This window comes from Pseudomonas sp. AF32, from assembly GCF_022342325.2.
Lineage (GTDB): Bacteria > Pseudomonadota > Gammaproteobacteria > Pseudomonadales > Pseudomonadaceae > Aquipseudomonas > Aquipseudomonas uvaldensis.
This window is the reverse complement of record NZ_RQJK02000001.1, coordinates 340,726-359,110: the sequence shown is the minus strand read 5'-3', so window position 1 is coordinate 359,110 and position 18,385 is coordinate 340,726. Positions and strand designations below refer to the sequence as shown.

Genomic DNA, 18,385 nt, shown 5'->3' with positions numbered 1-18,385 from the left:
CCTCAGAAGCCGGTTGGGGTGCGGGTGTGCCAGTCAGTGTTCAACTGATACTGGTGGGCAACGTTCAACAGGCGGCCTTCCTGGAAATACGGCGCGAGCAATTGCACGCCCACCGGCAGGCCATCGACGAAACCGGCCGGCATGGACAGGCCCGGCAAACCGGCGAGGTTGGCGGTGATGGTGTAGACGTCTTCCAGGTACTCGGCAATCGGGTCACTGTTCTTGGCGCCGAGTTTCCAGGCCGGGTTTGGCGTGGTCGGGCCGAGGATGATGTCGACCTCGTTGAAGGCGGCCATGAAATCGTTCTTCACCAGGCGGCGGATCTTCTGGGCCTTGAGGTAGTAGGCGTCGTAGTAGCCGGCGGACAGCGCGTAGGTGCCGACCATGATCCGGCGCTGCACTTCGGCGCCGAAACCTTCGCCGCGGGAGCGCTTGTACAGGTCCACCAGGTTCTGTGGGTTCTCGCAGCGGTAGCCGAAGCGCACGCCGTCGAAACGCGACAGGTTCGAGGAGGCTTCAGCCGGGGCGATCACGTAGTACGCCGGAATCGCGTGCTGCATGTTCGGCAGGCTGATTTCCTTGATGATCGCGCCGAGCTTTTCCAGTTCCTTGATGCTGTTCTGGACCAGATCGGCGATGCGTGGGTCGAGGCCGGCGCCAAAATACTCTTTCGGCACGCCGATGCGCAGGCCCTGCAGCGAGCCGTTGAGGCTGGCGCTGTAGTCCGGCACCGGTTCGTCGATGCTGGTGGAGTCGTTCGGGTCGAAGCCGGCCATGCCTTGCAGCAGGATCGCGCAGTCTTCGGCGGTGCGGGCCAGTGGGCCGCCCTGGTCGAGGCTGGAGGCGTAGGCGATCATGCCCCAGCGCGACACGCGGCCGTAGGTGGGCTTGAGGCCGGTGAGGTTGGTGAACGCCGCCGGTTGGCGGATCGAGCCACCGGTGTCGGTGGCGGTGGCGGCTGGCAGCAGGCGCGCGGCCACGGCTGCGGCGGAACCGCCGGACGAGCCGCCCGGCACGTGTTTCAGGTTCCACGGGTTCTTCACGGCGCCGTAATGGCTCGACTCGTTGGCCGAGCCCATGGCGAATTCGTCCATGTTGGTCTTGCCCAGGGTCACGGTCCCGGCGGCAGCCAGTTTGGCGACCACGGTCGCGTCGTACGGGGCCTTGAAGTTGTCGAGCATCTTCGAGCCGCAGCTGGTGCGGATGCCCTGGGTGCAGAACAGGTCCTTGTGGGCAATCGGCGCGCCGAGCAGGGCGCCGCTTTCACCGCCTGCACGGCGGGCGTCGGCGGCCTTGGCCTGGCCCAGGGCCAGTTCTTCGGTGAGGCTGATGAAGCTGTTGAGCTGCGGGTCGAGCTGGGCGATGCGCGCCAGCAGGGCCTTGGTCAGCTCTTCGGAGGAAAACTTTTTATCGGCGAGTCCGCGGGCGATCTCGGCCAGGGTCATGTGATGCATGAGAGGCTCTTTCCCTTTAGTCGATGACTTTCGGAACCAGGTACAGGCCGTTTTCGACCGCGGGTGCGATGGATTGGTAGGCCTCGCGGTTATTCGGCTCGGTCACGACGTCTGCGCGCAGGCGCTGGCTGGCTTCCAGTGGGTGGGCCAGGGGTTCGATACCGTCGGTATTGACCGCCTGCATCTCGTCGACCAGCCCCAGAATGCTGTTCAGGGCAGAAGTGATGCGTGGAAGATCGGCTTCATTGAGGCCCAGGCAGGCCAGATGAGCGATTTTTTCCACGTCGGAGCGTTCAAGCGCCATGGGTTTCTCCAGTGGAAAACAGAACGGACGCAGTCGGTCCGTGTGTTAGATTGTCGGAACACTACCGCATTTCTACGGTCCAGTGCCCTGTATCAAAAATACTGATCGAAACAGGGCATTGGCCGCGATTGTAGGGTTTGGTGCACAGAAAAGCGGCCAATTTAACATATTGGCGCCTTGCCCAAAATCCCTGTCGTTGTTAGAGTTTGCCGCACTTTTTTACCCACGCGTTGCCTAGGGTCCCTTTCCCATGTTCAAGAAACTGCGTGGCATGTTTTCCAGCGATCTTTCCATTGACCTGGGCACTGCCAACACCCTTATTTACGTGCGCGAGCGCGGTATCGTCCTGAATGAACCCTCGGTCGTGGCCATCCGCACCCACGGCAACCAGAAAAGTGTCGTGGCTGTCGGTACGGAAGCCAAGCGCATGCTGGGCCGTACGCCGGGCAACATCGCGGCCATTCGCCCGATGAAAGACGGTGTGATCGCCGACTTCAGCGTCTGCGAAAAGATGCTGCAGTACTTCATCAACAAAGTTCACGAAAACAGCTTTCTGCAGCCCAGCCCACGCGTGCTGATCTGCGTTCCATGCAAGTCCACCCAGGTGGAGCGTCGTGCCATCCGTGAATCGGCCCTCGGTGCCGGTGCCCGCGAAGTGTTCCTGATCGAAGAGCCCATGGCAGCAGCCATCGGTGCCGGCTTGCCGGTAGAAGAAGCCCGTGGCTCGATGGTCGTCGACATCGGTGGTGGTACCACCGAAATCGCCCTGATCTCCCTCAACGGTGTGGTCTATGCCGAATCCGTGCGTGTGGGCGGCGACCGCTTCGACGAAGCGATCATCACCTACGTGCGCCGCAACTACGGCAGCCTGATCGGCGAATCCACCGCCGAGCGCATCAAGCAGGAAATCGGCACCGCCTACCCGGGCGGCGAAGTGCGTGAAGTCGACGTGCGCGGTCGCAACCTGGCCGAAGGCGTTCCACGTGCATTCACCCTGAACTCCAACGAAGTGCTGGAAGCTCTGCAAGAGTCCCTGGCTACTATCGTCCAGGCTGTGAAAAGCGCCCTGGAACAATCGCCGCCGGAACTGGCTTCCGACATCGCCGAGCGTGGCCTGGTGTTGACCGGTGGTGGTGCGTTGCTGCGCGATCTCGACAAACTGCTGGCCCAGGAAACCGGGCTGCCGGTGATCGTTGCCGAAGACCCGCTGACCTGTGTTGCCCGCGGCGGTGGCCGTGCATTGGAAATGATGGACAAGCACACCATGGACCTGCTCTCCAGCGAATAATCGCCGGATTTGCATTACATGGGTGAGCGCACAGGCAGCACTTTGCAGTGCTGCCTGTTGGCGTTTATCTTCTGTCATTCGTAGCCAGGCCGGTTCGATACCGTATGAATAAAGAGAACATCTGCCTGGGAGGAGCGGCCTATTAAACCGCTTTTTGCCAAGGGCCCCTCGCTGGGTGTGCGCCTGCTGGTGCTGGCCGTGCTATCGGTTGCGCTGATGGTGGTCGATGCCCGTTTCACGCTGCTCAAGCCTCTGCGCAGCCAGATGTCGCTGGTCCTGATGGAGTCCTACTGGATCACCGACCTGCCGCAGCGGTTGTGGCAAGGTGTGGCCAGCCAGTTCGGCAGCCGGACCGAGCTGGTCGCCGAAAACGAGAAACTCAAGACCGAAAACCTGCTGCTGCAGGGGCGCATGCAGAAACTGGCGGCGCTCACCGAGCAGAACGTGCGCTTGCGCGAGTTGCTCAATTCTTCGGCGCTGGTCAACGAAAAGGTCGAAGTGGCCGAACTCATCGGCATGGACCCCAACCCCTTCACCCATCGAATCATCATCAACAAGGGGGAGCGCGACGGCGTGGTCCTCGGCCAGCCGGTGCTCGATGCCCGAGGCCTGATGGGGCAGGTGGTGGAGTTGATGCCGTACACCTCTCGTGTGCTGTTGCTGACCGACACCACTCACAGCATTCCCGTGCAAGTGAACCGCAACGGCTTGCGGGCGATTGCCAGCGGTACCGGCAACCCGGAGCGCCTGGAGCTGCGGCACGTGGCCGACACCGCCGATATCAAGGAGGGCGACCTGCTGGTCAGCTCCGGTCTTGGCCAGCGATTCCCGGCCGGTTACCCGGTGGCGACGGTCAAGGAAGTCATTCATGACTCCGGCCAGCCATTCGCCATCGTCCGGGCGGTGCCAACGGCTGCGCTGAACCGCAGCCGATATCTGCTATTGGTGTTCAGCGATAACCGTACGCCGGAAGAGCGCGCCAATGATGCCGCTGCCGCCCAGGAGGCGCAGGATCGGCAGGGTGGCGAAGCGACAGCGCACGGCACTTCAGCCCCGGCTCCGACCACGACGCCGAATCCATCGGCGCCCACACCGTCCACATCTGCCCCGGCAACGGCGCCGGCTACCGCTCCCGCACCTGCTGCGACACCTGCCAGGCCGGCTACCGCACCCGCCGCCACACCTGCCAAGCCGGCAGCCCACGCACCGGCGACCCGTCCTGCGCCCAAGCCACCTGCCGCCACGCCAGCCACCAGGGGAGCACGAGAAGAATGAGCAGTACTCAATCCGGTAACGGCTGGATGGTCTGGCTGACCTTCGCCCTGGGCCTGTTGCTCAGTGTTTCGCCACTGCCGCAGTTCATGGAAATCCTGCGTCCACTGTGGCTGGCCCTGCTGCTGGCCTTCTGGGCGCTGGCGCTGCCGCATAAGGTCGGCATGGTTACCGCCTGGTGCCTGGGGCTGGCCGAGGACGTGCTCTATGGCACGTTGCTGGGCCAGAACGCGCTGATCCTGACATTGATCACCTTCCTGGTGCTGTCGCTGCAACAACGCCTGCGCATGTTCCCGATGTGGCAGCAATGCCTGGTGATTCTGGTGATCTTCGGCCTCGCCCAGCTGGTGCAATTGTGGCTCAGTGCGTTGACGGGCAATCGCCAGCCCACCCTGGCGCTGGTGCTGCCCGCCCTGGTCAGTGCCTTGCTCTGGCCCTGGGTCAGCTTCGCTTTGCGCGGTCTGCGCCTGCGTTTCAAGATCAACTGATTCGTTCGGGCATGTAAGAGGAAAGTGTCTTGATGAAACCGCTTTACCTCGCCTCAGGCTCACCGCGTCGACGTGAGCTGCTCACCCAGATCGGTGTGGCCTTCACGACTGTCGGTGCCGACATCGACGAAACTCCCCTGGATTACGAAAGCCCATCGGCCTACGTCGAGCGCCTGGCGCGCGGCAAGGCCGAGGCTGGGCGCCGTGTGCTGCAACCCAGCATGGACGGCTGCGTATTGGGGGCCGACACGGCCGTGGTGCTGGACGGGCGGATTCTTGGCAAGCCGCTGGACCAGGCGGACTCCGTGGCAATGCTCATGGCGCTGTCCGGTCGCGATCACGAAGTATTGACCGCCATTGCCGTGCTGGATGGGCAACGCTGCGAGTCCCGGGTCGTGCGCAGCCGGGTGCGCTTTCGTGCCATCCCCGAGCAGGAGGCGCTTGCCTACTGGGCCAGCGGCGAGCCTCGGGACAAGGCCGGCAGCTATGGCATCCAGGGACTGGGCGCGGTGTTCGTTGCCGGGCTTGAGGGCAGCTATTCTGCGGTGGTCGGCTTGCCGCTGTGTGAAACGGCAGAATTGTTGGGCCATTTCGGCATACCCTGTTGGCAAACCCTGAGCGCGCAATGAGCGCCGTCTGACCTGATGCGGCCATTATCGTGAACATGCCTGAACGAGACCCTGCCATGAGTGAAGAGATCCTGATCAACATCACGCCGATGGAGTCGCGCGTGGCGGTGGTTGAAAACGGTGTGTTGCAAGAAGTGCATGTCGAACGTACGCAAAAGCGCGGCATCGTCGGCAATATCTACAAGGGCAAGGTGGTGCGGGTGTTGCCTGGCATGCAGGCGGCGTTCGTGGATATCGGCCTGGACCGCGCAGCGTTCATCCATGCCTCGGAAATCTCTATGCGCGAAGGCCCGGCGGTGGAGAGCATCGGCGCCCTGGTCCATGAAGGCCAGAGCCTGGTAGTGCAGGTGACCAAGGACCCCATCGGTTCCAAGGGCGCGCGGCTCACCACGCAACTGTCCATTCCGTCGCGTTACCTGGTGTACATGCCACGCACCGCCCACGTCGGCATCTCGCTGAAAATCGAGGACGAAGCCGAGCGCGAACGCCTCAAACAGGTGGTCAGCGATTGCGTGGAGAAGGAGGGCATCAAGGAAGCCGGTGGCTTTATCCTGCGCACTGCCGCCGAAGGGGCCGGGGCCGATGAGATCCTCATGGATATCCGCTACCTGCGCAGGCTCTGGGACCAGATCGCCGCCCAGATCAAGACCATTGCCACCCCCAGCGTGATCTACGAAGACTTGGGCCTGGCGTTGCGCACGCTGCGGGACCTGGTCAGCCCGAAGATCGAAAAGATCCGCATCGATTCCCGGGAAACCTTCCAGAAGACCACCCAGTTCGTGGCCGAGCTGATGCCCGAAATCGCCGACCGCCTCGAACATTATCCCGGTGAGCGACCGATCTTCGACCTGTATGGCGTCGAAGACGAAATCCAGAAAGCCCTTGAGCGCAAGGTGCCGCTCAAGTCCGGTGGCTACCTGGTGGTCGATCCGGCCGAAGCCATGAGCACCATCGACGTCAACACCGGGGCGTTCGTTGGTCATCGCAACCTTGAAGAAACCATCTTCAAGACCAACCTGGAAGCGGCCACTGCCATTGCCCGCCAATTGCGCCTGCGCAACCTGGGCGGGATCATCATCATCGACTTCATCGATATGGAAGATGAAGAGCATCAGCGCCAGGTGTTGAGGACGCTGGAGAAACAACTCGAACGTGACCACGCCAAGACCAACATCATCGGCATCACCGAGCTGGGCCTGGTGCAGATGACCCGCAAGCGCACCCGTGAAAGCCTTGAGCAGGTGTTGTGCGAGCCGTGCAGCAGTTGCCAGGGACGGGGCAAGCTCAAGACTCCGGAAACCGTGTGTTACGAAATCTTCCGGGAAATTCTCCGGGAAGCGCGCGCCTACCAGGCAACCGGCTATAGAGTGTTGGCGAACCAGAAAGTGGTGGACCGTCTGCTCGACGAGGAGTCGGGTAATGTCGCGGAACTGGAGGCCTTTATCGGGCGCACGATTCGCTTCCAGGTCGAAACCATGTATTCCCAGGAACAATACGACGTTGTGCTGCTCTGACGTGGCTCCTGAAACAGCGATCTCGCTGACGTGAACACCATTGCCAGGGGAGTCTGCTGACATGGAGCGTTTGACACGCATTTTAGCCGCGTTGACCCGCTGGGGGCTGGGCCTTTGCGCGCTGCTGCTGGTACTGCTGGCGTTGTATGTCAGCCTCGGCCGGGAACTGGCGCCCCTGGTGGCGGAGTACCGCGCTGAAGTCGAGACCCGCGCCAGTGATGCCTTGGGCTTGCCCGTACGCATCGGTAGCCTGGAAGGTGGCTGGAGTGCTTTGTCCCCCGTTCTGTCGGCTCACGACGTGACGGTCGGGGAGGGCGCCAATGCGCTGCACCTGGACCAGGTGCGGGCCGTGCCCGACGTGTGGGACAGTCTGCTGGCGCGTCAGGCACGCATCGCTCATCTGGAGCTTGGCGGCCTCAAGATCAGCCTCAAGGAAGCCGCCGACGGCCAATGGGCCCTGGAAGGCCTGCCGGTGAAAGGCGATCAGCCAGTCGACCCGCAGCAACTGCTAGAGCGCATGCAGGTGGTTTCCAGGTTATCGATCCTCGATAGCCAGGTCACTTTGCAACCGCTGGAGCAAGCGCCACTGACCCTGACCTACGTCGGCCTGAGCCTGAAGACCGGAGCCACCCGTCAGCGTCTGGATGCCCGCCTGACCCTGCCCGACGGCCAGCCGGTAGCGCTCAACCTGCGCACCCGTATTCGAGCCAGCGACTGGAGGAACGGACGGGCCGATGCCTACCTGAGCCTGCCCCAGAGCGACTGGTCGAAATGGCTGCCGAACGGTCTGACCCGGCAGTGGAATTTTTCCCGGATCAAGGCCGGCGGCGAATTATGGCTGAGCTGGGGAGACGGCACGCTGCAAAGCGCGGCCGTGCGCTTGAACGCCCCGGAACTCACGGGTGCCTATGCCGAACGCACGCCGGTGCAGATCCGCAACCTGGCGCTCGATGGGTATTTCCAGCGCGGTGCGGACGGCTTCACCGCGACGTTCGACTCCCTGGCCATGAGCCTGGGGGATACCCGCTGGTCGTCGCGCCTGCAATTGCAGCAGAGCGCCGCCACCGAGAAGGCCGAAGAGCTCTGGCACCTGCAGGCCGATCGCCTCGACCTGACCCCGCTTACGCCGCTGATCCATTCCCTTGCACCCTTGCCCGACGGCGTCGCAACGGCGATCGACCGGCTCAAGGTGACCGGCGCCTTGCGCAACGTGTTGGTGGACTACCGGCCACAGAACGCCGGCGATCGCAAGGTCAGCTTTGCCACCAATCTGGATACCGTGGGGTTCGATGCCTATCGCGGTGCACCGGCGGCGCGCAATGTCTCGGGCAGCCTCAGTGGCGACCTCGGCGGCGGTGAACTGCGCATGGACAGCAAGGATTTTGTCCTGCACCTGGACCCGATTTTCGCCAAGCCCTGGCAGTATCTGCAGGCCAACGCCCGGCTGACCTGGAAGCTGGACAAGCAAAGTTTCACCCTGATCGCACCGTATCTGAAGGTGCTGGGGGAGGAGGGCAGGATCGCGGGCGATTTCCTGATCCGCCTGCATCTGGATCACAGCCAGGAAGATTACATGGACCTGCGGGTCGGCCTGGTGGATGGCGACGGGCGCTACACCGCCAAGTACCTGCCGGCGGTCCTGAGCCCGGCCCTGGACGAGTGGTTGCGTACGGCCATCGTCAAAGGCGCGGTGGATCAGGGCTTCTTCCAGTATCAAGGTTCGCTGAACCACGGTGCCGGGGACGCGGCCCGCAGCATCAGCCTGTTTTTCAAGGTGCACGACGCCGAGTTGGCGTTCCAGCCGGGCTGGCCTTCGGTCAGCAAGGTCAGCGGCGACGTTTTCGTCGAGGACAGCGGCGTGCGCATCTACGCCTCCCAGGGGCAATTGCTGGACACCCAGGTCAAGGACGTGTCGGTGGAAATCCCCCACGTCCCGAACGGGCAACCCTCGCATCTGCTGCTGGACGGCGGGTTCGCCGGGGGGCTGAAAGACGGTCTGAAAATCCTGCAGACGGCACCGATCGGCACCGCCGAGACGTTCGCTGGCTGGGACGGCGAGGGCGATCTGCAAGGCCGGGTGAAGCTCGATATCCCCTTGGTCAAAGGTGAGCAGCCGAAGATTCTGGTGGACTTCAATACCGACAAGGCCCGGCTCAAGCTCAGTGAGCCGGCGCTGGAGCTCACCCAGCTCAAGGGGGACTTCCGCTTCGACAGCAGCAAGGGGCTGAGCGGCAAGAACATCGCCGCCCAGGCGTTCGACCGGCCCGTGACGGCGCAGATCTTTGCCGAAGGCCGTGCGGGTGCACTCAACACCCGGGTGGCGGCGTCCGGGCGGGTGGAGGTCAAGAAACTTACCGACTGGCTGAATGTTACCCAGCCGTTGCCGGTCACCGGGGTCATTCCGTACCAGTTGCAGGTGATCCTCGACGGCGCCGATAGCCAGTTATCGGTCAACTCCAACCTCAAGGGCGTGGCCGTGAACCTGCCGGCACCCTTTGGCCTGGCGGCAGATGCCGGTCGCGACACGGTGTTCCGCATGACGCTGCAAGGGGCGGAGCGACGCTACTGGGTGGATTATGGCGATGTGGCCAGCTTCACCTATGCGGCACCGAACGGGAAGGTTGCCGAAGGGCGCGGCGAATTGTTGTTGGGGGATGGAGATGCCGTCTTGCCGGGCGCCAAAGGGGTTCGGCTCAGAGGGACGCTCCCGGCGCTGGACGTGGAACCCTGGCAGGATCTGGTGAACAAGTACGCCGGGCAGGACCCGGGCGGCAGTGCCAGGCAGTTGCTCAGCGGTGCTGACCTGAAGGTAGGCAAGCTTACGGCCATGGGCACCACCCTGGACCAGGCGTCGCTGCAGCTCGATCGCAAAGCGGACGCCTGGGCCTTGCGGCTCGACAGCCAGCAGGCGAAGGGCAATGTCAGCCTGCCGGATGCGAAGGCTGCTCCGATCGGTATCAACCTCGATTACGTCCGCTTGCCGGCCGCGGACCCGACGGTACAAGCCGACGAGAACGCACCGGACCCGCTGGCATCGGTCGATCCTGCGCGGATCCCTGCGATGGATATCACCATCGTTCAGCTGTTCCAGGGCACTGATCTCATTGGCGCGTGGTCTCTGAAAGTAAGGCCGACCGCCAAGGGCATCGCGCTGAACAATCTGGATATGGGCCTCAAGGGAATGGTTTTGAACGGCAGTGGTGGTTGGGAAGGCGCGCCTGGCTCCACCAGCAGTTGGTACAAGGGGCGCATCAGCGGCAAGAATCTGGCCGACGTGCTCAAGGGCTGGGGGTTCGCCCCCAGCGTGACCAGCCAGGAATTCCGCCTGGATGTCGATGGCCGTTGGCCCGGCTCACCGGCCTGGGTCGCCACCAAGCGCTTTTCCGGCAGCCTCGATGCTTCGCTGAGCAAGGGCCAGTTTGTCGAGGTCGAAGGCAGCGCCCAGGCACTGCGGGTCTTCGGCCTGCTGAACTTCAACTCCATCGGCCGGCGACTGCGCCTGGATTTCTCCGATCTGTTCGGCAAGGGGCTGAGCTACGACCGGGTCAAGGGACTGCTGGTGGCGAGCAATGGTGTCTACGTGACCCGCGAACCCATCACGCTGACGGGCCCATCGAGCAACCTGGAGCTCAACGGTACGCTGGACATGGTGGCCGACCGGGTCGATGCCAAGCTGCAGGTGACGCTGCCAGTGACCAACAATCTGCCGATTGCCGCGCTGATTGTGGGCGCCCCGGCGGTGGGAGGCGCCTTGTTTCTGATCGACAAGCTGATCGGTGACCGCGTGGCGCGGTTTGCCAGCGTAAGATACGACGTCAAGGGCCCCTGGAAAGAGCCTAAGATTACCTTCGATAAGCCGTTTTGACGGATCGACACCATTCCCTGTGGGAGCGAGCCTGCTCGCGATGAGGCCGGTACATCCAACATGCATGTTGACTGATCCACCGCTATCGCGAGCAGGCTCGCTCCCACAGGGGGAGACAACGACAAGGGGAAGCACCATGCCAGTCGCAGTAATCCAAATGGTCAGCCAGAGCGATGTGCTCGCCAATCTGGCGCGTGCCCGGGTGCTACTGGAACAGGCCGCCGCTGGTGGCGCACGGCTGGCGGTGCTGCCGGAGAACTTCGCCGCCATGGGCCGGCGGGATATCGCTGACATCGGCCGCGCCGAAGCCTTTGGTCAGGGGCCGATCCTGCCCTGGTTGAAACAGGTCGCCCGCGACCTCAGGTTATGGATCGTGGCCGGGACGTTGCCCTTGCCGCCGGTGGACCGACCCGAAGCCAAGGCCCATGCCTGTTCGCTGTTGGTGGACGACCAGGGCCAGGTGGTGGCGCGCTATGACAAGCTGCATCTGTTCGACGTGGACGTGGCGGACAATCGTGGACGCTATCGCGAGTCGGATGACTATGCTTATGGCGGTAACGTGGTGGTCGCCGATACGCCCGTGGGGCGGGTCGGCCTGACGGTCTGCTATGACTTGCGTTTTCCGGAGCTCTATAGCGAGCTGCGGGCTGCCGGGGCAGAACTGATCAGCGCACCGTCGGCGTTCACCGCGGTGACCGGCGCCGCTCATTGGGAGGTGCTGATTCGCGCCCGGGCCATCGAAACCCAGTGCTACGTGCTGGCGGCCGCCCAGGGCGGCGTGCATCCAGGACCGCGTGAAACCTTTGGCCATGCAGCCATTGTCGATCCTTGGGGGCGGGTGCTGGCGCAACAGGATCAAGGTGAAGCCGTGCTGCTGGCCGAACGGGACAGCAACGAACAAGCGTCCATCCGGGCGCGCATGCCGGTGGCGAGCCATCGGCGCTTTTTCTCGCAGGGCGCTCGACAGCGGCCTGTCCAAGACGACGAATTCAAGGCGTAGAACATATGAGCGGGTTGTTGTCCTCAGTCAGCGAACATCTTTTGGCCCCTGGCGGCGTCACTCTGGAAAGCCTTCAGGGCGTGCTGGGCGACCTGGCCGGGCCGGGCATCGATGCCGCCGACCTGTATTTCCAGGGCCAGATTTCCGAGTCCTGGTCGCTGGAAGACGGTATCGTCAAGGAAGGCAGTTTCAACCTTGACCAGGGCGTTGGCGTACGGGCCCAGTCCGGGGAAAAGACCGGTTTTGCCTACAGCAACGCCATTACCCTGGAAGCCCTCGGCGCCGCCGCCCGTGCCGCCCGTTCGATTTCCCGAGCCGGGCAGAACGGCAAGGTCCAGGCTTTCAGCAGCCGGGATGTTGCGCAGCTGTATGCACCAGACAACCCGCTGGAGGTCATGAGCCGCGCTGAAAAGGTCGAGCTGCTCAAGCGCATCGACATCGCCACCCGTGCCCTGGACCCGCGTATCCAGCAGGTGTCGGTGAGCATGGCCGGCGTCTGGGAGCGGATCCTGGTGGCCTCCACCGACGGCGGCCTGGCGGCGGACGTTCGGCCTTTGGTGCGCTTCAACGTCAGTGTGATCGTCGAGCAGAATGGCCGTCGTGAGCGTGGCGGTCATGGTGGCGGCGGGCGCACCGACTACCGCTATTTCCTCAGCGAAGACCGCGCCATGAGCTATGCACGCGAGGCGCTGCGCCAGGCACTGGTCAATCTGGAAGCCATTCCGGCGCCAGCCGGCACATTGCCGGTGGTGCTGGGGTCAGGCTGGTCCGGTGTGCTGCTGCATGAAGCGGTGGGGCATGGCCTGGAAGGCGATTTCAACCGCAAGGGCAGTTCGGCCTACAGCGGACGCATGGGCGAAATGGTTGCCTCGAAACTCTGCACCATTGTCGATGACGGCACCCTGGCCGGGCGCCGCGGTTCCCTGAGCGTCGATGATGAAGGCACGCCGACCGAGTGCACCACGCTGATCGAAAATGGCGTGCTCAAGGGCTACATGCAAGACAAGCTCAACGCTCGGCTGATGGGCGTGGCCCGCACCGGCAACGGTCGACGGGAGTCCTACGCGCACCTGCCGATGCCGCGTATGACCAACACCTACATGCTGGGTGGCCAGAGCGATCCGGCGGAGATCATCGCCTCGGTGAAAAAGGGCATCTACTGCGCCAACCTCGGTGGCGGTCAGGTGGACATCACCAGCGGCAAGTTCGTGTTCTCCACCAGCGAAGCCTACCTGATCGAGGACGGTAAGATCACCGCACCGGTCAAAGGGGCGACGTTGATCGGCAACGGACCGGAGGCGATGAGCAAGGTTTCGATGGTCGGTAACGACCTGGCGCTGGACAGTGGCGTGGGCACATGCGGCAAGGATGGGCAATCGGTGCCCGTAGGTGTCGGCCAGCCGACTTTGAAGATCGATGCGATTACCGTGGGTGGCACGGGCGCATGACAGGAGTCGCGGGTGGAGTATTAAGCCTCCACCCGCTGACGTTACTCAGCGCAGGCCGCGTTGGGTTTCGTCCAGCTCACGAATGTACTTGAAGATTTTACGGCTCGAGGCCGGGGGCTTGTTATGCGCCACCTCGTGCTGGGCCTGACGGATCAGGGAGCGCAGTTGCTGGCGATCAGCCTCCGGGTAGTCGATGACGAATTTTTCCAGGGTGCCGTCATCGCCTGCGATCAAGCGATCGCGCCAGCGTTCCAGATTGTGGAAGCGTTCGTTGTACTGTCGGGTGGAGGCATCGAGTTGATCGAGCAAAACCAGGATGGCGCTGGTGTCCTGATCGCGCATCAGTTTGCCGATGAACTGCAGGTGCCGTTTACGCGCGATGTTCGCGGTGTGCTTGGGCGCATCGGCCAGGGCCCGGCGCAAGGCGTCGGTCAGGGGCAGTTTGGCCAGCAAGTCGGGCTTGAGTGTCGTCAGGCGCTCGCCAAGGTCAACCAGAGCATGCAGCTCGCGTTTGACCTGGGATTTGCTTTTTTCACCCTCGTAGAGGGAGTCGTCGTAAGAATCAACCATGGGGGCAGTCCGCAAAGAAACGCCGCCATGATAACCAGTCGGGGGCCGCTTGTCCGGCCCGGTCGCTAGAAGGCCAAGGGTTTGTATGAAAAGTCGCGCAGGCACTTTTCCCGCAGGCCCCGACCGAAAGCAGAATTTGAGTGGAGAACACCATGAGTGCAGTTCAGAGCGTCGGTCCGCAAGCGTTGCCGGCACTGCAGGAACAAGTCGAGCAGATCCTCGCCGAAGCCCGGCGACAGGGCGCCAGTGCCTGCGAAGTGGCAGTATCCCTGGAGCAGGGCCTGTCGACGTCGGTGCGCCAGCGCGAGGTGGAAACCGTCGAATTCAACCGCGACCAAGGGTTTGGTATCACCTTGTATGTGGGGCAGCGCAAGGGTTCGGCCAGCACGTCGGCCAGTGGCCCCGATGCCATTCGTGAAACCGTCGCCGCAGCGTTGGCGATCGCCAAACACACGTCCGAAGATGAAGCTTCGGGCCTGGCCGATGCCGCGCTGATGTGCAAGCAACAGCCGGATTTCGACCTGTTCCACGCCTGGGACATTACGCCCGAACAGGCCATCGAGCAGGCATTGCGCTGCGAGGCGGCGGCGTTCGACGCCGACAGCCGAATCAAGAACGCCGATGGCGCGACGCTCAATACTCATCAAGGTTGCCGGGTGTACGGCAACAGTCACGGTTTTATCGGTGGTTATGCCTCGACCCGTCACAGCCTCAGCTGCGTGATGATTGCCGAAGCCGACGGCCAGATGCAGCGCGACTATTGGTATGACGTGAACCGTCAGGGCAACTTGTTGGCGGATCCGGTGAGCATCGGCCAGAAAGCCGCTCAGCGAGCGGCCAGTCGTCTGGGCGCTCGTCCGGTACCCACCTGCGAAGTGCCGGTATTGTTTGCCGCCGAGCTGGCCGGCGGGCTGTTCGGTAGCTTCCTGTCGGCGGTGTCTGGTGGCAACCTGTATCGCAAGTCTTCGTTCCTGGAGGGGGCGCTGGGACAGAAATTGTTCCCGGAATGGATGACGATCGATGAACGTCCGCACCTGATGCGGGCCATGGGCAGTTCGGCCTTCGACGGCGATGGGCTGGCGACCTATGCCAAACCGTTCGTGGAGAAGGGGGAGCTGGTGTCCTACATTCTCGGCACCTATTCGGGCCGCAAACTGGGCATGCCGAGCACCGCCAATGCCGGCGGCGTGCATAACCTGTTCGTGAGCCATGGCGAAGAGGATCAGGCCGCCTTGTTGCGCCGCATGGGCCGCGGGTTGCTGGTGACCGAACTGATGGGCCATGGCCTGAACATGGTGACCGGGGACTACTCCCGTGGCGCGGCGGGGTTCTGGGTCGAAAATGGCGAGATCCAGTTCCCGGTCCAGGAAGTGACCATCGCCGGCAACATGCGCGACATGTTCAAGCAGATCCTGGCCGTGGGTAACGACCTGGAACTGCGCAGCAACATCCGCACCGGTTCTGTGCTGATCGAGCGGATGACGGTGGCGGGCAGCTGACCTGCCATCGCAATAAGGACGGCGCGTCATCCTAGCGGGTGACGCGCCTTTTTTGTTTCCGCTTGACCCTATTTGGCCCAAGGACATGGACTCTCCTCGGCACAATGTGTCTCTCCCAAGGCTTGTGTTGCTTCTTATTATCATCTAATAATGAATCTCATTCGCCGATTGAGCCCCGGTCATGAGTCCTGCCTTGCACGAACAGCCTTACCTTGAAAGCTGGCGCTGGATGAGTCGTCAGATCCGATGTGCGATGAACCCGGACGAACCGCGGTTGATCGAGCACTATCTGGCCGAAGGGCGCTATCTGGCCTGCTGTACCGCCACTTCGCCATGGATGATCGGCGAAACGGCCTTTCGCTTGCTGCTCGACACCGCCTCGGATATCGCGCTGCCCTGGCACTGGCGGGCGCTCTGTCTCGATCAGGCCTGGCGGCCATTGCGCGATCTCGAACGACAATCACTCTGCCAATGCCGCCTCAGGCGTTGGCAGAGCCATGCCTGGGCGCTGGCGACCTGCGTCCTGGCTCCCTCCCTCTCTCTTAATGAACCGGTACAAGGATTTCCCGATGAGTAATACCCGTATCGAACGCGACAGCATGGGCGAGCTCCACGTCCCGGCAGATGCCCTGTACGGCGCGCAGACCCAGCGTGCCGTGGATAACTTCCCCGTCAGCGGCCAGCGCATGCCGGCGCCGTTCATTCGCGCACTGATCCTGGCCAAGGCCGCCGCTGCCCAGGCCAACGTGGAACTGGGGCAGATCAGCGCGGCTCAGGGCAAAGCCATTGTCGATGCGGCGCAAGGGCTGCTCGAAGGTCCTTTCATGGATCACTTCCCGGTGGATATCTTCCAGACCGGCTCCGGCACCAGTTCGAACATGAACGCCAACGAAGTGATCGCCACCCTCGCCAGCCGGTTGCTGGGAGAGACGGTCAACCCGAACGACCACGTCAACTGTGGGCAGAGCAGTAACGACATCATCCCCACCTGCATTCATGTCAGCGCCGCACTGGCCTTGCATGAGCAGTTGTTGCCGGCGCTGACACATCTGGTACAGGTGATCGAGCACAAGGCGATGGAGGTTCATCCGTTCATCAAGACCGGTCGTACCCACCTGATGGATGCGATGCCGGTCCGCCTGAGCCAGGTGCTGGAGGGATGGGCGCAGCAGTTGAAAGCCAATATCGGCCATTTGCAGGACCTGCTGCCAAGCCTGCAGGCCTTGGCCCAGGGGGGCACGGCGGTGGGTACCGGGGTCAATGCCCACCCTCGCTTCGCCGAGCTGTTCAGCCAGCAGCTGACCCTGCTGACTCAGGTGCAATTCACCCCTGGCAAGAACCTCTTCGCCCTGATCGGTTCCCAGGACACCGCGGTGGCGGTTTCCGGGCAACTCAAGACCACGGCGGTGTCGTTGATGAAAATCGCCAACGACTTGCGCTGGATGAATTCCGGGCCCCTGGCTGGCCTGGGTGAGATCGAGCTGGAGGGCTTGCAGCCGGGATCCTCCATCATGCCCGGCAAGGTCAACCCAGTGATCCCGGAAGCCACCGCGATGGTCGCGACCCAGGTGATCGGCAACGACACGGTGATCACCGTGGCCGGCCAGTCGGGCAACTTCGAACTGAACGTGATGTTGCCGATCATCGCCCAGAACCTGCTGAGCAGCATGGCCTTGATGGCCAATGTCAGCCGGTTGCTGGCGGACAAGGCCATTGCCACCTTCAAGGTCAACGAGGCCAGGCTCAAGGAGGCGCTGTCGCGCAACCCGATCCTGGTTACAGCACTGAACCCGATCATCGGTTACCAGAAAGCCGCGCAAATCGCCAAGACGGCTTATCAACAAGGCCGCCCGGTGATCGATGTCGCCCTGGAACACACCAACCTGTTGCGTAGCGAACTGGAGGTCTTGCTGGACCCCGAGAAGCTCACGGCGGGTGGTGTGTAATTCCGATCCCTGTGTGGAGGACTCATCATGGAGCACTGGAAACGCACGATCGAACGAGCCAATCGTCATTTCATGCTTGGCGAACTGGTGGATGCCCGCGAAGCCTACCTGCAAGCCCTGGCCCTGGCGCAGGTGCTTTATGAACGCTGGCCTGACGCCGATGAGGCCGTGGCCGCCTGCGTCGTCTCCCACCACAATCTGGCGGACTTGCACCTGCGCCTGAACCAGCCAGAGGAAAGCGCCGAATACTTGTGCGCCATCCATCAACGGTTGCTGCAGACCCTGCAGGACGAGCGCATGCCGGCGGCCCTGCGTGCGGCCGCGATGCGCCAGAGCCACAGGACTTATGTCGAATTGCTGGGTTTCATCAGTGAGCATGGCGAGTACCCCCGCACCCAACGGCTGCTCCACAGCAAAGACACATCACCCTTGCACCGCAATGCCCCTCTTCATTATGGAGTTCATTGAAAATGGCTTTTACCTTGCCTGCGCTGCCCTACGCCTACGATGCCCTGGAACCGCACATCGATGCGAAAACCATGGAAATCCACTACACGAAACACCACCAGACCTATATCAATAACCTCAACGCCGCGGTGGAGGGCAGCGAGTACGCCCAATGGCCCATCGAAAAACTGGTGGCCAGCGTGGAGCAGTTGCCGCAGAACCTGCGGGCGGCGGTAATCAATCAGGGCGGCGGCCATGCCAATCATTCCTTGTTCTGGGAAGTGATGTCCCCCGAGGGCGGCGGTCAACCGGACGGTGCGCTTGGCGCAGCCATCGAGACACAACTGGGGGGCCTGGAGCGATTCAAGGAAGCGTTCACCAAGGCAGCGCTGAGCCGATTCGGCAGCGGCTGGGCCTGGCTGAGCGTGACCCCGCGCAAGACCCTGGTGGTGGAGAGCAGCGCCAACCAGGACAGCCCGCTGATGAACGGCAATACGCCGATCCTGGGCCTGGACGTGTGGGAGCACGCCTATTACCTGCTGTACCAGAACCGTCGCCCCGAATACATCAACGCTTTCTACAACGTGATCAATTGGCCTGAAGTCGCCCGACGCTATCAGGCGGCGCTGGCGTCGAGTCCTTCATGAACACCTTCCAAGGC

At 62.7% G+C, this 18,385-nt stretch carries 16 protein-coding genes; 13 read left to right on the top strand and 3 right to left on the bottom strand.

Annotated elements, in window-relative coordinates:
- Positions 1-2: 2 nt before the first annotated feature.
- Positions 3-1,454 carry an Asp-tRNA(Asn)/Glu-tRNA(Gln) amidotransferase subunit GatA gene (gene gatA, locus EGM97_RS01785; RefSeq protein WP_238961584.1) on the bottom strand — a complete coding sequence of 484 codons (1,452 nt, stop codon included), beginning with the start codon at positions 1,452-1,454 and terminating at the stop codon, positions 3-5.
- A gap of 16 nt (positions 1,455-1,470) precedes the next feature.
- Entirely contained in the window at positions 1,471-1,758 is a 288-nt protein-coding gene (gene gatC, locus EGM97_RS01780) for an Asp-tRNA(Asn)/Glu-tRNA(Gln) amidotransferase subunit GatC (protein WP_238961583.1), read from the bottom strand.
- 250 nt (positions 1,759-2,008) lie between these two features.
- Here gatC and mreB point away from each other — a divergent pair, with 250 nt between their 5' ends.
- The 8 genes from mreB to tldD all read left to right on the top strand — a co-directional run bounded on the left by mreB (position 2,009) and on the right by tldD (position 13,262).
- Complete coding sequence (mreB, locus tag EGM97_RS01775; protein WP_002555108.1) at positions 2,009-3,046, top strand: rod shape-determining protein MreB; 1,038 nt, start codon at positions 2,009-2,011, stop codon at positions 3,044-3,046.
- A gap of 171 nt (positions 3,047-3,217) precedes the next feature.
- Positions 3,218-4,321, top strand: a complete 1,104-nt coding sequence (gene mreC, locus EGM97_RS01770; RefSeq protein ID WP_238961635.1) for a rod shape-determining protein MreC — start codon at positions 3,218-3,220, stop codon at positions 4,319-4,321.
- The gene (gene mreD / locus EGM97_RS01765; RefSeq protein ID WP_238961582.1) at positions 4,318-4,806 is read left to right on the top strand and encodes a rod shape-determining protein MreD; all 489 of its coding nucleotides are present in this window, start codon (positions 4,318-4,320) and stop codon (positions 4,804-4,806) included. The genes mreC and mreD overlap by 4 nt, the downstream gene beginning before the upstream one ends.
- Positions 4,807-4,838: 32 nt before the next feature.
- Entirely contained in the window at positions 4,839-5,435 is a 597-nt protein-coding gene (locus EGM97_RS01760; RefSeq protein WP_238961581.1) for a Maf family protein, read from the top strand.
- Positions 5,436-5,491: 56 nt separating this feature from the next.
- A complete protein-coding gene (rng, locus tag EGM97_RS01755; protein ID WP_238961580.1) occupies positions 5,492-6,949 on the top strand; it encodes a ribonuclease G in 1,458 nt (485 codons plus the stop codon).
- Positions 6,950-7,010: 61 nt separating this feature from the next.
- Entirely contained in the window at positions 7,011-10,814 is a 3,804-nt protein-coding gene (locus tag EGM97_RS01750; protein ID WP_238961579.1) for a YhdP family protein, read from the top strand.
- Between the two features lie 136 nt (positions 10,815-10,950).
- Positions 10,951-11,814, top strand: a complete 864-nt coding sequence (locus EGM97_RS01745) for a carbon-nitrogen hydrolase family protein (protein ID WP_238961578.1) — start codon at positions 10,951-10,953, stop codon at positions 11,812-11,814.
- A 5-nt stretch (positions 11,815-11,819) separates the two neighbouring features.
- The gene (gene tldD, locus EGM97_RS01740) at positions 11,820-13,262 is read left to right on the top strand and encodes a metalloprotease TldD (protein WP_238961577.1); all 1,443 of its coding nucleotides are present in this window, start codon (positions 11,820-11,822) and stop codon (positions 13,260-13,262) included.
- Positions 13,263-13,307: 45 nt separating this feature from the next.
- Here the strand turns inward: tldD and yjgA are convergent, their stop codons facing one another.
- On the bottom strand, positions 13,308-13,832 hold the full coding sequence (gene yjgA, locus EGM97_RS01735) for a ribosome biogenesis factor YjgA (RefSeq protein ID WP_053152258.1): 525 nt from the start codon (positions 13,830-13,832) through the stop codon (positions 13,308-13,310).
- A 152-nt stretch (positions 13,833-13,984) separates the two neighbouring features.
- Between yjgA and pmbA the strand changes: the two genes are divergently transcribed.
- The 5 genes from pmbA (at position 13,985) to EGM97_RS01710 (ending at position 18,371) form a co-directional block, all read left to right on the top strand.
- Positions 13,985-15,331, top strand: coding sequence for a metalloprotease PmbA (pmbA, locus tag EGM97_RS01730; protein WP_238961576.1), 1,347 nt, complete (start codon positions 13,985-13,987; stop codon positions 15,329-15,331).
- A gap of 181 nt (positions 15,332-15,512) precedes the next feature.
- Complete coding sequence (locus EGM97_RS01725) at positions 15,513-15,908, top strand: FagA protein (protein WP_072388402.1); 396 nt, start codon at positions 15,513-15,515, stop codon at positions 15,906-15,908.
- Positions 15,901-17,277 (top strand): class II fumarate hydratase, encoded by a 1,377-nt coding sequence (locus EGM97_RS01720; protein WP_238961575.1) that lies wholly within the window; start codon positions 15,901-15,903, stop codon positions 17,275-17,277. The genes EGM97_RS01725 and EGM97_RS01720 overlap by 8 nt, the downstream gene beginning before the upstream one ends.
- Positions 17,278-17,304: 27 nt before the next feature.
- On the top strand, positions 17,305-17,745 hold the full coding sequence (locus tag EGM97_RS01715; protein WP_238961574.1) for a hypothetical protein: 441 nt from the start codon (positions 17,305-17,307) through the stop codon (positions 17,743-17,745).
- A gap of 2 nt (positions 17,746-17,747) precedes the next feature.
- Positions 17,748-18,371, top strand: coding sequence for a superoxide dismutase (locus EGM97_RS01710; protein WP_053152267.1), 624 nt, complete (start codon positions 17,748-17,750; stop codon positions 18,369-18,371).
- Positions 18,372-18,385 lie beyond the last annotated feature (14 nt).

What these genes read in the sequence shown, in the direction of transcription:
- EGM97_RS01720 (WP_238961575.1), top strand. Translation starts at nt 15,901, where the DNA reads ATGAGTAATACCCGTATCGAACGCGACAGCATGGGCGAGCTCCACGTC.
- tldD (WP_238961577.1), top strand. Translation starts at nt 11,820, where the DNA reads ATGAGCGGGTTGTTGTCCTCAGTCAGCGAACATCTTTTGGCCCCTGGC.
- EGM97_RS01750 (WP_238961579.1), top strand. Translation starts at nt 7,011, where the DNA reads ATGGAGCGTTTGACACGCATTTTAGCCGCGTTGACCCGCTGGGGGCTG.
- EGM97_RS01715 (WP_238961574.1), top strand. Translation starts at nt 17,305, where the DNA reads ATGGAGCACTGGAAACGCACGATCGAACGAGCCAATCGTCATTTCATG.
- mreB (WP_002555108.1), top strand. Translation starts at nt 2,009, where the DNA reads ATGTTCAAGAAACTGCGTGGCATGTTTTCCAGCGATCTTTCCATTGAC.
- EGM97_RS01760 (WP_238961581.1), top strand. Translation starts at nt 4,839, where the DNA reads ATGAAACCGCTTTACCTCGCCTCAGGCTCACCGCGTCGACGTGAGCTG.
- gatA (WP_238961584.1), bottom strand. Translation starts at nt 1,454, where the DNA reads ATGCATCACATGACCCTGGCCGAGATCGCCCGCGGACTCGCCGATAAA.
- rng (WP_238961580.1), top strand. Translation starts at nt 5,492, where the DNA reads ATGAGTGAAGAGATCCTGATCAACATCACGCCGATGGAGTCGCGCGTG.
- EGM97_RS01725 (WP_072388402.1), top strand. Translation starts at nt 15,513, where the DNA reads ATGAGTCCTGCCTTGCACGAACAGCCTTACCTTGAAAGCTGGCGCTGG.
- yjgA (WP_053152258.1), bottom strand. Translation starts at nt 13,832, where the DNA reads ATGGTTGATTCTTACGACGACTCCCTCTACGAGGGTGAAAAAAGCAAA.
- pmbA (WP_238961576.1), top strand. Translation starts at nt 13,985, where the DNA reads ATGAGTGCAGTTCAGAGCGTCGGTCCGCAAGCGTTGCCGGCACTGCAG.
- EGM97_RS01710 (WP_053152267.1), top strand. Translation starts at nt 17,748, where the DNA reads ATGGCTTTTACCTTGCCTGCGCTGCCCTACGCCTACGATGCCCTGGAA.
- gatC (WP_238961583.1), bottom strand. Translation starts at nt 1,758, where the DNA reads ATGGCGCTTGAACGCTCCGACGTGGAAAAAATCGCTCATCTGGCCTGC.
- EGM97_RS01745 (WP_238961578.1), top strand. Translation starts at nt 10,951, where the DNA reads ATGCCAGTCGCAGTAATCCAAATGGTCAGCCAGAGCGATGTGCTCGCC.
- mreD (WP_238961582.1), top strand. Translation starts at nt 4,318, where the DNA reads ATGAGCAGTACTCAATCCGGTAACGGCTGGATGGTCTGGCTGACCTTC.